Source organism: Marivita sp. NO-S04, assembly GCF_059070475.1.
Genome location: NZ_CM180980.1, coordinates 3,339,136 through 3,351,366, shown reverse-complemented (window position 1 = coordinate 3,351,366; position 12,231 = coordinate 3,339,136). Strand labels below are relative to the sequence as shown.

15 protein-coding genes and 1 pseudogene are annotated in these 12,231 nt (G+C 58.8%); 2 read left to right on the top strand and 14 right to left on the bottom strand.

Translation table 11 applies throughout. The features are described 5' to 3' along the window. Positions 1-531: 531 nt before the first annotated feature. The 9 genes from ACK3EW_RS17105 to ACK3EW_RS17065 form a co-directional block, all read right to left on the bottom strand. On the bottom strand, positions 532-1,098 hold the full coding sequence (locus tag ACK3EW_RS17105) for a hypothetical protein (protein WP_493807109.1): 567 nt from the start codon (positions 1,096-1,098) through the stop codon (positions 532-534). 110 nt (positions 1,099-1,208) lie between these two features. Next, positions 1,209-2,362, bottom strand: a protein-coding gene (locus ACK3EW_RS17100; RefSeq protein WP_493807108.1) for an IS3 family transposase whose coding sequence is annotated in 2 segments (ribosomal slippage) — positions 1,209-2,113 and positions 2,113-2,362 — 1,155 coding nt in all. Because the reading frame shifts where the segments join, the coding sequence is not laid out codon by codon here. Positions 2,363-2,513: 151 nt separating this feature from the next. Then, positions 2,514-3,107 (bottom strand): YeeE/YedE thiosulfate transporter family protein, encoded by a 594-nt coding sequence (locus ACK3EW_RS17095; protein WP_300585051.1) that lies wholly within the window; start codon positions 3,105-3,107, stop codon positions 2,514-2,516. Positions 3,108-3,110: 3 nt separating this feature from the next. Continuing rightward, positions 3,111-3,659 carry a YeeE/YedE thiosulfate transporter family protein gene (locus tag ACK3EW_RS17090; protein WP_493807107.1) on the bottom strand — a complete coding sequence of 183 codons (549 nt, stop codon included), beginning with the start codon at positions 3,657-3,659 and terminating at the stop codon, positions 3,111-3,113. A gap of 197 nt (positions 3,660-3,856) precedes the next feature. Then, complete coding sequence (locus tag ACK3EW_RS17085; protein ID WP_493807106.1) at positions 3,857-4,141, bottom strand: hypothetical protein; 285 nt, start codon at positions 4,139-4,141, stop codon at positions 3,857-3,859. Positions 4,142-4,167: 26 nt separating this feature from the next. Continuing rightward, positions 4,168-4,923, bottom strand: coding sequence for a hypothetical protein (locus ACK3EW_RS17080; protein ID WP_493807105.1), 756 nt, complete (start codon positions 4,921-4,923; stop codon positions 4,168-4,170). 216 nt (positions 4,924-5,139) lie between these two features. Then, the gene (locus ACK3EW_RS17075) at positions 5,140-5,385 is read right to left on the bottom strand and encodes a WGR domain-containing protein (RefSeq protein WP_493807104.1); all 246 of its coding nucleotides are present in this window, start codon (positions 5,383-5,385) and stop codon (positions 5,140-5,142) included. Positions 5,386-5,509: 124 nt separating this feature from the next. Then, the gene (locus ACK3EW_RS17070; protein WP_493807103.1) at positions 5,510-5,680 is read right to left on the bottom strand and encodes a hypothetical protein; all 171 of its coding nucleotides are present in this window, start codon (positions 5,678-5,680) and stop codon (positions 5,510-5,512) included. Between the two features lie 259 nt (positions 5,681-5,939). Further along, positions 5,940-6,479, bottom strand: coding sequence for a hypothetical protein (locus tag ACK3EW_RS17065; protein ID WP_493807102.1), 540 nt, complete (start codon positions 6,477-6,479; stop codon positions 5,940-5,942). Between the two features lie 140 nt (positions 6,480-6,619). Between ACK3EW_RS17065 and ACK3EW_RS17060 the strand changes: the two genes are divergently transcribed. Beyond that, positions 6,620-7,168 (top strand): DUF3489 domain-containing protein, encoded by a 549-nt coding sequence (locus ACK3EW_RS17060; protein WP_493807101.1) that lies wholly within the window; start codon positions 6,620-6,622, stop codon positions 7,166-7,168. A gap of 9 nt (positions 7,169-7,177) precedes the next feature. On the opposite strand, the gene ACK3EW_RS17055 is transcribed toward ACK3EW_RS17060, so the two are convergent. The 4 genes and pseudogenes from ACK3EW_RS17055 to tnpA form a co-directional block, all read right to left on the bottom strand. After that, positions 7,178-7,387 carry a DUF7220 family protein gene (locus ACK3EW_RS17055; RefSeq protein ID WP_493807100.1) on the bottom strand — a complete coding sequence of 70 codons (210 nt, stop codon included), beginning with the start codon at positions 7,385-7,387 and terminating at the stop codon, positions 7,178-7,180. A 661-nt stretch (positions 7,388-8,048) separates the two neighbouring features. Then, positions 8,049-9,700: pseudogene (tnpC, locus tag ACK3EW_RS17050) on the bottom strand (IS66 family transposase). 63 nt (positions 9,701-9,763) lie between these two features. Further along, positions 9,764-10,117 carry an IS66 family insertion sequence element accessory protein TnpB gene (gene tnpB / locus ACK3EW_RS17045; protein WP_099912501.1) on the bottom strand — a complete coding sequence of 118 codons (354 nt, stop codon included), beginning with the start codon at positions 10,115-10,117 and terminating at the stop codon, positions 9,764-9,766. After that, positions 10,114-10,542, bottom strand: a complete 429-nt coding sequence (gene tnpA, locus ACK3EW_RS17040) for an IS66-like element accessory protein TnpA (protein WP_493807099.1) — start codon at positions 10,540-10,542, stop codon at positions 10,114-10,116. The genes tnpB and tnpA overlap by 4 nt, the downstream gene beginning before the upstream one ends. Before the next feature lie 110 nt (positions 10,543-10,652). Here tnpA and tspO point away from each other — a divergent pair, with 110 nt between their 5' ends. Continuing rightward, a complete protein-coding gene (gene tspO, locus ACK3EW_RS17035; RefSeq protein ID WP_493807098.1) occupies positions 10,653-11,117 on the top strand; it encodes a tryptophan-rich sensory protein TspO in 465 nt (154 codons plus the stop codon). Between the two features lie 95 nt (positions 11,118-11,212). Here tspO and ACK3EW_RS17030 read toward each other — a convergent pair whose 3' ends face one another. Next, positions 11,213-12,223 carry a cytochrome-c peroxidase gene (locus ACK3EW_RS17030; RefSeq protein WP_493809754.1) on the bottom strand — a complete coding sequence of 337 codons (1,011 nt, stop codon included), beginning with the start codon at positions 12,221-12,223 and terminating at the stop codon, positions 11,213-11,215. Between the last annotated feature and the right edge of the window lie 8 nt (positions 12,224-12,231).

The window sequence follows — 12,231 nt, the reverse complement described above, 5'->3', positions numbered from 1 at the left end:
GAACCGAAACGGGGCCGGGGTTGGGTTAGTCAATCTGAGGTAGTGACATTGCAGCGTCACGCTGCAAAAACGGGTATTCTGTGTCAAAAACACGCTGTTTTGCAGCGCCGACTGTTCGCTGAATCGAAGCCTAAGTTATTGAAATCATTCGGTCAGGCCCCCTTTGAAGCGCACAAGATCGCGGTTTCAATTGGCGAAACCAGCGGGGGGCATTTCGGCAATTCGAGACCTAAGCCATTGAAATCCTTGCATCGGACCCCCTCTGAAACGAAGCGAAATGGATTTTTCAAAAAATAAAAAACACGAAAATCCCGCGAGGCGGCGGCCCCGCATGAGATCAAACCCCCGGAAGGGACCCAAGGGGTGGGGGGCTGCAGGCCGCGGCTGGCCGACATCGCGCCAGGTCGGGCGGGGCTAGTGAAATTGCCAACCGGCTGAATGTCGGTCATCGGCAGCTATACACGCGTGTTTGAAGGGGCTTCCTGTGGAGCAGCAACCCGGAAGTGAACGCAGCGTGTTTCGTATTGAGCTTTAGTTGGCTTTGGTGGCGTATTGCGCTTTTTGACCCCGGAGCTCCCTCAGCAAGTTGAAAACATCAACTGCGTCAGGTATTTTGTAAAAACCACTGGGCCGCTTGATCGCGGTTCTTTTGCGCGATCTATGCTCCTTGAAGATAACCGTTCCGAGCGCACCCGGTTCAATCCGGAGAACGTTCATCTCCTCAACCGGATAGATGTCCAGACTCTTCTTCCACAAGCCTGAAGTCGCGATGTAAGCATTTTTGTTTGTCAACGTGTACCACGTTCTTCGGCGTCGGTAGGCGTCGACAAGGATGTGACCACCTGCCATTTGCAGTCCGAATAGAAGAAATGGCAGCGCGAAAAGTGGAAAAAGATATGCGAGGATTGGCGCGCCCGGCCGAGCGACTGCCACCAAGGTACCGCCCATCCAAGTGAGGGAGAAAAAGGATATTGCGATCCCAAAGATCGTCAAAAAGCTTAAGGCATCAGAAAAGATGATTTGACCACCAGGCTTGCCGCTCCAGAGGATTTCCTCATCGGGTTCCAGAAAGTTGTCCCAGGCCAGATCAACGGTCATCTGATAGTCTCCTGCTCATCGCGGGTTTAGTCACACGTCACAGGTTGGAAAGCCCGTAACGAGTTACAGTCTATGATGGCCGAGTGACCTGCCCCCCGGTCGTCCCTCGTTCATAACGAGAGTCCTTGGGATTGATAGTGGTCGGTTTCGGGTTGGGCAAGCGCGCCGGGCGCGGAGCCCTCAGATTGCTCAAGCGCTTGGCGCGCGTCGGACGGGGTCTTGTTGCCCAGCGAGGAATGCGGCCTGACGTTGTTGTAGTCGTAGCGCCAGAGGGCCAGTTTGCGGCGGGCATCGGCTAGGGTGTCGAAGATCTCCTCGTTGAGGCATTCGTCGCGCAGGCTGCCGTTGAAGGACTCGATGAAGGCGTTCTGCTGGGGCTTTCCGGGGTCGATGTAATGCCATTCGACGCCGTTCTCGTTGGCCCATTTCAGGATCGCCTTGCTGGTGAACTCGGTCCCGTTGTCACTGACGATGCAGCTGGGCTTTCCGTAGACCCTGACCAGCGCATCGAGTTCCCGCGCCACCCTGGCCCCCGAGATGCTGGTGTCGCCGATCAGGGCCAGGTTCTCACGGCAGCAATCGTCGTTCACGGCGAGGATGCGGAACCTCCGGCAGGCACCGAACGTGTCGGACAGGAAGTCCAGGGACCACCGCTGGTTCGGCCGCAGCGGCACCGGCATTGGCGTTCGGCTGCCCCGTGCCCGTTTCCGGCCACGCCTGCGTCGCACCGACAGCCCTTCCTCCCGGTAGATCCGGTAGAGTTTCTTTTCGTTCATGATCATGCCCTTGCGCTCCAGCATGATGCCCACGCGCCGATAACCGAAGCGACGGCGCTTCTCGGCGATCTTGTGCATCTCCTCACGGATTTCCGGGTTGTCGGGCGGCCTCTCTCGTCGCACCGTCTTCGGATCGACACCGACCAGGACGCAGGCCCGACGCTGAGAGATCGGATGATCCCTCAGCGCTCGCAGCACCGCGTCCCGCCGTTGCACCGGCGTCGTCAGGGCTTTCCCAGCAGATCCTTCAGCACCACGTTGTCGAGCATCGCATCCGCCAACAGGCGTTTCAGCTTCGCGTTCTCATCCTCGAGCTGCTTCAGCCGTTTGGCATCGGACAGGTCCATCCCGCCATACTTGGCCTTCAACTTGTAGAACGTGGCCGGGCTCAGCCCATGCTTCCGGCAAAGCTCGGAGGTCGGCAGCCCGGCCTCCTGCTCTTTGATCATCCCGATGATTTGCGCTTCGGTGAAACGGCTTTTCCTCATGTCGTCTGCTCCTTCAGGTTGGGCAGACTCTACATCACAGCGAGGGAACTTCCGGGGGGCAGCTCACGAGTTATGTACAAGATATTGAAGTCGACACGAAAGAACGCCCCGACTGAGGTCGGGGCGTTCTTTGATTAAATCATGGCTTCGATCACTCTGCGGGCACTTCTACCGACTGTCGCTCTCCGACAAGGCTGTCCGGCAGGACGAAGGCCACCAATACGAAAACGGCGCCGAGAACGATGCCCAGAAGGTCACCTGACATCGCCATTAGGCCATCATATGACGCTCCCGGCACCGAGCCCAGGGTCACCTTGCCGCCTGCAAAATCGTCGAGCAGGCCAGACGCCTTCCACGCTGGATAGGTCGCCATATACGCCGCTGCCCCGAGCAAACCGCCCGCGATGAAAAAGAGTGCGTCCTTGCGCCCTGAGGCCGCTGCGCAGACACCGGTACCGGGGCAATATCCCGACGCCGCCCAGCCTGCGCCAAGCATCAAACCGCCAATGAAGACGCCGACATAAGCCGCCTTGACCGACATGTGGCCGACATCGACGAGACCAAGCATCTGGCCGCCGAACATCATGATTGACCCCGTACCGATAGCCAGAAGAATGGTCTTCATAAGGTGCAGCCGCCGCAATGTCAGCATGCCGCCGATCCAGTTGGGGTTGGTGGCTCCGATCCGGTCTAGGACCGCCCCGAAGGCCGCACCGATCACGATTGCAAGAAGAATGGAGGTCATGTCTCAGCCCTTTTTGTACATCAGCATGGCGGTGGGAATGGCGGCGGCAAACGCGCCAGCGGCAAAGATATAGCCCGACAGCGCGGTCTGCATCATCCCGGACATCATGTGCCCCGACGTGCAGCCCCCCGCCAATCGCGCGCCATAGAGCACGATGAACCCGCCCAGAAAGGCCACAGCATAACGCGCTACCGGCGTGACGCCGAAATTGGCGCGCCAGATCTCGGGAGCGGCCCGTTCCGCGGCGTCGATGCCGCCTCGAAGACGTGCGGACAGAAAGGCACCAAGAGCCATCGCGAGGACAAACACAAAGCTATAGTTCAGCGGGTTGGCCGCATTGCCCGCATATTTCCCACCTGACTTCGCCATATAGGCGTTGGTCGAGGTGTAAGCCTCGTCGGTCTTGGTTATGAAATCTGGGGATACCATGTCTGCAACGACACCGTTCAAGATCACGAATTGCGTAGATACCCCGATGGGCTTGACAAGCAGCACGGCGGCGAAAAACACCAGCCCGAGCAGCAGCCCCCCGAGTTTCCAATTGAGTACCATCTTTTGAGCTCCTTCATATTCTCGATTCAGAATATCAAGGGAGTGCATACGATGACTTGACCTATATCAAGGGTATTCGACAATCTTGACCAACCATACGAATTCGCCTTGGACGTGTATTATTTGAGGTTTTTTGACACCTGACTGAACTGGTCGGTTGATCGTAAGGTCGTGAAAGCGAGACCTCACAATGCCCGTCAGCCGAAGGGCTCAAGCAGCATTCGGAGCCGTCTTGTGGCTTCTGCCAGCACGTTTGGCTGCGCGGCCTCGAATGCCGCGCGTGTGGCGTCCTGGACCATCTCCTTCGGGATGGATGGGCCGAACATCTTCTTGATCGGGAACCTGGCCTTGCCCTTACGGACAAAGGCGTTGTTGCCGAGGGAGTCGACGAGGAACGCGCTCTCGAAACGCTGCCACCGGCCCCAGGGCTTGGCGCAGATTTCATAGAAGAACTGCCGTGGCCTGAAATGCGACAAGCTCACGGCATCACTTGCTCTGGTCTATTGTGTTATCGCGTAGACGGAACCATTTCGCGCTCGCCATCCGCGGTTGTGGTCATCTCAAGTATGGTCATGGGATCCGAATTCAGATTGATCAGGATACGATCGCCGTTGCCGATCGTGATCACTTCAAGAACCCTGTCGGTCTCGCGGCTGGGCGTGGGGACAGGACTAGGCTGCGGGCTTGAGATCATCTCCGGTTCTTTCTGCGGACCTTGATCATGTTCTGGCGTCGGTGCTGGTTCTGGCACTGGGCTAAAGGGCGGCTCTGGCAGTGGTTCAGGCGGATTTCGAGAAACTGTCCGCGTTTCAGCTTCGCTGCCGGCAGATTGGGTGACGTACACATTCCATTCCATAGGCCTTCCATCGATTTCGAAACGGACGACGTTGTGTCCTGGGCGCGCATCAACGGTCAGTTGAACCAGTTCCGCGTCGCCAATCTCGGCACTAGAGAACGGCTCGCCATCAACCAGAACGTAAGCCCGGCCAGGTGCGCTGTCCGAGCCATCAATGGCGATAATCCGGATCAAGCTTGGCGTCGTAAGTTTGACGAGAATGCAGTCTGAAAAAACCGGGCCGCCTGTAGCTCGGTGGACATTCGAGAACTGGATGTCATAACCAGAGCCCACTTGTTTTGGCGCGCCTTGATGGGCGCGCGTCGTGCAAAATCTGGAAGTCTCGTAGGCAGCGTAGTCGAGAGACGATTTACAGCCCGCCAAACCCAAGAACACAAAGATGACCGCACCGAACCTATCGGGTTTCATTCGCTGGCACCTTTTTGATTTCCGGTGTTATTTTATGACTTTACGGCCCAGCGCGCATGTAATGCAATATGTCCCGGTCAACGGAACGGCGTTTCAGCAACTCCTGTGTCATTGTGATCGTTCAGAAGGTTAGACAGCCGCGTCGCTTTGGCATCCGATGTCAACGCGCCCCGATTGAAGAGTTTTGAACGCTTCAATCACAATCCGGAACGCTTCTCACTCGTAGCCCGCCATGGCTTTCTCCATGTGAGCGACAAAACGTGCCTGCTTGGCTTGCGTCTCTGTTTTGAACCATTCGGTGCGCGTTTCACCTGGCTCATCAATGTTGCCCCAATGGTGGACCAACGACCAATCTCCGAAAAGACCAGGAATAATTTCCAAGCGGTAAAACTTTGCGGCGCGACCACTTTTGTTGTACCAAGTCAGGTCAATCATACGCACCACAACAGGATCAGGGATCACGGGTTGTCTCGTTTACAGCGGCAGCCCTTTTCTCTGCAAGTCTTGCGGATGTGCAAATATAGAGGTCACGCTGTATCTTGGTAACGTCATGTGAGCTTAATTCAGCGTTTTGTATATTTTGATATCAAAAAAATAATAACGCTTTTGCGAGATAACCAAGGAGGCCAAAGAACGTCATTCCGAAAATATTGTAATATAAGTCGTGGCCTGCAAGGCGCTCGATTGCGAACGCAACAAAAGCCCAGATGATCAAGCCTAAACCGACAAAGAAGCTCGCAATTACGACATCAACCATGAGCACAGTCCCAAAATGGACGACCCAATAGGCCTATTTCACCCCGCTGAAAAAGCTCCCACAAAGATATTCAAAATTCAAGGCCTTCACGGTCCGTGCGCAGTTTGTCAAAACTTTGGTCGTCGTTGACTGACAAAAGAGACAGAGCCCAAGGCATTGCCTGGGCGCCAAATATAAATTGCTCCCACGCCGACTGACTCCTGTACAAGTTGTTTTTGGTTTGTTCACCCAGAGTTTGACAGCCCAGCGCTCACGCTGATCAGACTTTCGACGTTACCAGCAATCCGATCTGTCGTGTGGCCTCAGCCAGTACCTTTGGTTGCGCGGCCTCGAATGCTGCGCGTGTGGCGTCCTGTACCAACTCCTTCGGAATGGATGGGCCGAACATCTTCTTGATCGGAAACCTTGCCTTGCCCTCACGGACAAAGGCGTTTTTGCCCAGGGAGCCTACGAGGAACGCGCTCTCGAACCGCTGCCACCGGCCCCAGGGTTTGGCGCGGACGCCATAGCCGAACTGCCGTGGGCTGAAATGCGACAGACCGAGGTAATCGCCACGCGCCTCGATCGTGTAGGTCAGGTTTGCAAAGGTTGACCGGATCGTGTGTGTCTCGCGGTTGATCAGCGCGACTTTTGCGCCGGTCTGTTTGCGCAGGGCACGGTGCACCTGCGTGCGGACTTTGTTGCCTTCGGAGTTGAGCGCGCGGTTGAAAGCGCGGGTTGCTGCCTGTTCGCCAACCCGGTGGATCGCCGCTTCGAAATGCACACGGGTCTGGTCGAGATCGCGCAGGATCACGTTCATGGGCCACCTTTATCGAGTTGATTGTCATCGGCGCCAGAGCGACACCAGTCATGCTGCATCGCGCCAGGCCCGCCCAACTGCGGGCTCCATCTGGTAGAAGGCAGCGCGCGATGCGCTGTCCCTCATGACTGGAGGACATGATGCCGAAACTTACCGATACCCAAAGCCTGATCCTCAGCCGCGCCGCGACACGCCCGGGCAATCTGGCCTTGCCATTGCCAGACGGGTTGCATGGCGCTGCTGCCAAAAAGGTCGTCACGATGATGACCGACCGCGGTTGGCTTGAGGAGGTCGATGCAGACCTGCGCAAGGGCGAGCCGCTCTGGCGCGAAACCGGGGATGGTCACGGCACAACGCTGGTGGCCACCGCGTCCGGACTTGAAGCTATCGGCATTGAGTCCGTTGTGGCGCAGGTCACCGCAGCCGTTCGAAAAGTACGCACGCAGAACGTCGCGCCCAGCGCGTATGACACTCCCGCCCAGCGCGCCGGCACCAAGCAGGCTCGGGTGATCGAGATGCTGCAACGCCCCGACGGCGCGTCCATCAAGGAGATCGTTGCAGCCACGGCGTGGTTGCCGCACACAGCGCGCGCGGTGATTTCGTCCGCGCTGAAGAAACGATTGGGCCTGCCGATCACCTCGCAGAAAGAACAGGGTCGGGGGACCGTGTACAGGTTGCCGTCTGCCTGACGGCATCAATTATCGCCACCGCTCAAACACACGGCGCAGCACATAGCTCCGGATCAATGAGACGCCGACAAAGGCTGCGCCGATGGCAAGGTTGTCCTGCAGGCTCGCGGTTAACCCAAACCACGGGAACACGATCAGCTGTGTGAGCACAGCCAGCGCGTAGCCAACGACGACGTTGGTCACCGCCTCAAGAAGCGACAAGCGGTGAGACTGGGGCATGGGATGGTCTCAGGACGAAGTTGGTGAAGACGATTGCGGCGCGTTTGCGGATGTGCTGACTTGGTGCCCAGCGCGCGACAATGGTTCCAAAAAAAAGCGCCCGGGTGAACTTTCCCCCGGGCGCAACTCTTCGATGATTAAGGGGTACGTCAAGGGGGGCAGCTTGTAAACCCACAATGTGAATCTGAGTCACTTTTTTTGGTGTGCGTTGATTTGTGTAAAGTCTTTTGAAGCTGTACGGTCGCGAGGGGCGAAAAGTACACGGTTGCGGATGCAGCAGCGGGTCGATCATTGCGTCGGGAGAGCGAGCTGCCTGTCCCTCGATCACCACCAATTTGCCGAAATGTTGTAAGTCTAAGCTCGGGTTTTTGTAACGTCTCTAATGCTGTATTTGTTTTTTTGTGAGCGGCTCGTGTTTGCATATGAAAACGCCGCTTTGAGCCGAGATTTTTTGTCCTGACCGGCTGTTTGGTGGAGTTATTGATCCAGCGCATGTGGATCAGTGCTAAGCGCTGTTAAGCCGAAAACATCTCATTCCAGTGTATGCGCCGTCCCCGCCCCATTGGGATTTCGCTTGCGTGTAGGGTTCCCGGTGCGCGCGGCTGGCTTTTTTGCCTTCGTGAGTGCTCAGAATGAGCTCACTGGGGACTCCCGGATGAGCTCATTGTGAGGGGATGGGGACCGCAGCGTAGGCCCATGGCATCAACGTATCGATGTCCTTGTCGAGATGACCATTGGCGAGCCTGGTGAAGAGATCTCGCAGGTAGGCATAGGGTTCGACGCCGTTCATCTTGCAGGATCCGATCAGGCTGGCGAAGCGCGCCCAGGAACGGCCGCCCTCGTCGTGGCCGGCAAAAAGCGCGTTGCGGCGGTTCATGGCCGGGCTGCGGATGGCGTTCTCGACCAGATTTGAGTCCATGTCGACATGGCCATCCTCGAGGAAGAGCCGGAAGCCGTCCTGGCGCCGCAGCATGTAGGAGAGCGCCGCGCCGAGGTCGGATTTGCGCGAGACACGTGCGGCTTGGGCGGCCAGCCATGCGAAGAACTGATCCACCAACGGCCGGGACAGGTCCTGACGGACGGCACAGCGATGTTCGGGGGCTGACCCGCGAATCGCATCCTCGATCTTGTAGAGCGCAGCGATGCGCACCAGCGCCTCGTCGACGATGGCGAACCCTTTTTCGGCTTGGCCTTGATCAGCTTTCGCCGGCCGTGAGCCCAGCAGAAAGCAAGCTTCAACGGCTCACCACCCTTGCGATCGGGCTTGGCCAGATGCGTATAGCCCCCGTAAGCATCGACCTGGATCGTGCCGTTGAAGCCAGTCAGGATTTCATCGGCATATTCGCCCTTTCGGCCGGGCCGATAGTGGAACACCACGCCCGGTGGCGCCGGGCCGTTCCAGCCCCGGTCATCGCGCAGCACCGCCCAAAAATAGCCGGTCTTCGTCTTGCCACGCCCCGGGTCCAGAACAGGAGCGGTTGTCTCGTCGACATAGAGCCGGGTGCTGCCCTGCTTTAGCAACACCGCCATTCGGTCCACCACCGGCGCAATCAGCGCACCGGTCCGACCCATCCAGTCGGCCAACACCGACCGGTCGATTGGCACGCCGTGTCGGGCCATGACCACAGCCTGACGGTTCAGGGGCATGTGCTCGGAATGCTTGGACACGCCGATCTGGGCCAACAGCGCCTCGGTTGGCCAACTGCCCTCCAGCAGATGCGCCGGCGCTTTCGCCTGAACCACACCCGCGCGCCCTTTGGGGCAGGCGTATTTCGGGCGGATCGTGACGATCACCTGATAGCGCGCCGGGATGTAATCCAGCCGGTCGACCCTGTCCTCACCGATCCGCACCATGTCGCCGCAACCGCATGGGCAGACGATGCTGTCAGGCTCGATGACACGCTCGACGCGCGGCAGGTGTTCCGGCAAGGCGCGCGCCTTGCGCTTCTTGCGCGGCGCCTTCTTCTCGGGATCGGTCTCGCTGGCCGCGATCTTCGCCTCGACCGCGGCAATCTGTTCCTGGGTCTCGGCGATCGCCGCTTCCAGATCCTCGAGAGCCAGCTCGAGCTGCGCGGGGTCCAGCTTTTCCGATTTCGGCCCGAACTTCGCATGCCGGTATTGTCCGACCTGGCCTTCCAGCTTCTCGATCAGGGCCTTCAACTCGCTGATGAAGGCGTCCTTCTCAGCCCCAACCGCCTGTTCATGCTGGCGGGCAGCACGCTCGACCGACAACTCGAACTGCGCTGCTTCGAACGCCTTCACAACCTCGGGCGGAAGGTCCGGAAACTGGCTGAGATCGAAGGGCTGAGACATGCGGATTCATAGCCGGTCCGGACAGGAAAGGCCAATAAAACAACGTCGAAACAGCTTGGTAAATCATCCCGCCGCAATGGGTGGAGCGACCCGCTGCGCAACGATCCGGCGCCAGTCCAAACCTTCGAACAGAGCTTCGTGCTGGGCCCGCGACAGCCGCATTGTCCCGTCCTGAACCTTCGGCCAGGCAAAGCTGCCTTGTTCCAGGACTTTGTAGATCATCACGAGACCTGTTCCGTCCCAGACCAAGATCTTCAGCCTGTCGCCGCGTTTCGAACGGAATATGATCGTCACCCCGGAATGCGGATCCAGCTTCAGCTCGGTCTGCACGATCAGCGCCAGCGCCCGATGCCCGCACCGGAAGTCCACCGGGCGCGTCGCAATCAGGATCGGCTGGCGCTGTCCCGCGACGATCATGCCGGTCCTCGCAACGCACGCACCACCGCTGCTGCCCGTTCTGCCGGAACATCGCCCGGCACCCGAAGAACGAGGTCGTTGGCGATCTCGATCGTGATGACGCCACCGGTCCGGCCGACAACTATTGACGGACACACATCCTCAGGCTCCACCGAAACCGGCACAAAGGCCGGCAAAGCGTCAGACGCCACACCGGCCATGGCGTCAGCGGGCAGGACAAGACGGCCCTCGCGCGCCTGACGCCGCCAATCTGAGAGCTGATGCGCTGCCAGATCATGACTACGTGCCACATCCGCCACCCGCGCGCCCGGCTGAAAGCTCTCGGCCACGATCCGGGCCTTCACATCATCCGGCCAGCGCCGATATCCACGCGTCCGCTGCACAACCTCGATGCAACCGTCAAACCCGTCCCCGCCATCCGCCATCATCATCTCCTTCTGAATGCTCAGAACGAAACTCGCCGCTCGGTCAGCGTCGGGAAACCGCAGAAATCAATGGGACGGGGACAGCGCATACATTCCAGTTAGGACGACGCATGACCTTATTTCCAGTTTTTATTTTGACGTGCACCGCGGCTGGGGCAGCTGGAGTCTTCTTCCGTCCCGGTGTGTGGTATCGGAACCTCGACAAGCCGGACTGGACGCCCCCGAACTGGATGTTCCCGGTGATCTGGGCAGTCCTCTACGTCCTGATCGCGTTCGCCGCGACCCGGATCTCTGAGATTCCGGACAACGACCTCGCGCTCGGGCTTTGGGGGCTTCAGATCACGATCAATACCCTCTGGTCAGGGGTGTTCTTCGGCTTACGCCGGATGCTGGCGGGGGTGGTGGTCATCGCGGCCTTATGGGTGACGGTTATGGCCACGACGGTGGCGTTCTTGGGGCATGATATGACCGCAGCGCTGATGATGGTCCCATACTTGATCTGGGGCACCTACGCGCTCGCCTTGAACACCTCCATATGGCTGCGCAACCGCAGCTGGGAAGTTTCGGTGGAGTAGGCTGGTCGGTTACCTTCGGGCCTCTGAACTGCCCGCCGAAACGAAACGGGCCTGCGCATGACGCAGGCCCTCAAGTTCAGTCTATATTTTTCAGATTATTCTGCGATAACCTCGCCAGTGGGGCGGGGCGTTGAAGCAGTCTCGGCCGGGAGAACCGGGTAGGTGACCTCTGGCACCTCACCAGTCAGAGCACCGAGGAACGCGACGATATCGGTTACCTCCTCCTCGGACAGTTCCGCGCCCAGTTGGGATTCGGCCATGATCTCGACAGCGACTTTCAGGTCCCAGACCACGCCGGAGTGGAAATAAGGAGCTGTCACAGCAATGTTGCGCAGTGGCGATGCGCGGAAGACGTATTCGTCCCCGACCGTCTCGGTCACCGCGAAGCGACCTTTATCGCCCTCAGGCAGAATCTCGGCACCGGGCTTTTCGATCAGCCCGAATGGATAATAGCCATTCCCTCCCAAGTTTACGCCGGAATGGCAAGACGCGCAGCCCGCGTTAAGAAACGCGCTCAGCCCGCGCACCTCCTGCTCGGTCATCGCCGAGTCGTTCCCGTTTAGCCAGGCGTCAAACGGCGCAGGCGTGATCAGCGTCGCCTCGTAGGCCTCGATTGCCCGGGCGAAGTTGTCGAAAGTCACCGGGTCGTTATCCTCAGGGAACGATGCGCGGAACCACTCCTGATACTGGGGCATAGAGTTCAGTGTCGCGATCACGTTGACAGGCGTGTTCGCCATCTCGACCCCAGCCTGGACTGGTCCCTTCGCCTGCTCGGCGAGATCCGGAGCGCGTCCGTCCCAGAACTGCGCCTCGTTGAACACGGAGTTCAGCACCGTGGGAGAGTTGCGCGGCCCTTTCTGCCAGCCGTGACCGATTGAGGTCGGCATGTTGTCGTCCCCGCCGGTCGCAAGATTATGGCAGGAGTTACAGGAGAAGACACCGGACGCGGACATGCGCGGGTCGAAGAACAGCGCCTTGCCGAGATCGACCTTCTCAGGGGTCACGATATTGTCGTTCAGGGCCGGGACGGTGGAAGGCAAAGGCGAGAACATCTCAAGAGCGAACTCACGGAGCTCCTCGTTCGCCAAGCCCTGGCTTGCCGTCATCACGGCGA

Coding starts and splice junctions, on each gene's coding strand:
- tnpA (WP_493807099.1), bottom strand. CDS start 10,542: ATGGCGGATGGCGGGGACGGGTTTGACGGTTGCATCGAGGTTGTGCAG.
- ACK3EW_RS17060 (WP_493807101.1), top strand. CDS start 6,620: ATGCCGAAACTTACCGATACCCAAAGCCTGATCCTCAGCCGCGCCGCG.
- ACK3EW_RS17090 (WP_493807107.1), bottom strand. CDS start 3,659: ATGGTACTCAATTGGAAACTCGGGGGGCTGCTGCTCGGGCTGGTGTTT.
- ACK3EW_RS17080 (WP_493807105.1), bottom strand. CDS start 4,923: ATGAAACCCGATAGGTTCGGTGCGGTCATCTTTGTGTTCTTGGGTTTG.
- ACK3EW_RS17070 (WP_493807103.1), bottom strand. CDS start 5,680: ATGGTTGATGTCGTAATTGCGAGCTTCTTTGTCGGTTTAGGCTTGATC.
- ACK3EW_RS17030 (WP_493809754.1), bottom strand. CDS start 12,223: ATGACGGCAAGCCAGGGCTTGGCGAACGAGGAGCTCCGTGAGTTCGCT.
- ACK3EW_RS17095 (WP_300585051.1), bottom strand. CDS start 3,107: ATGACCTCCATTCTTCTTGCAATCGTGATCGGTGCGGCCTTCGGGGCG.
- ACK3EW_RS17055 (WP_493807100.1), bottom strand. CDS start 7,387: ATGCCCCAGTCTCACCGCTTGTCGCTTCTTGAGGCGGTGACCAACGTC.
- tnpB (WP_099912501.1), bottom strand. CDS start 10,117: ATGATCGTCGCGGGACAGCGCCAGCCGATCCTGATTGCGACGCGCCCG.
- ACK3EW_RS17065 (WP_493807102.1), bottom strand. CDS start 6,479: ATGAACGTGATCCTGCGCGATCTCGACCAGACCCGTGTGCATTTCGAA.
- tspO (WP_493807098.1), top strand. CDS start 10,653: ATGACCTTATTTCCAGTTTTTATTTTGACGTGCACCGCGGCTGGGGCA.
- ACK3EW_RS17105 (WP_493807109.1), bottom strand. CDS start 1,098: ATGACCGTTGATCTGGCCTGGGACAACTTTCTGGAACCCGATGAGGAA.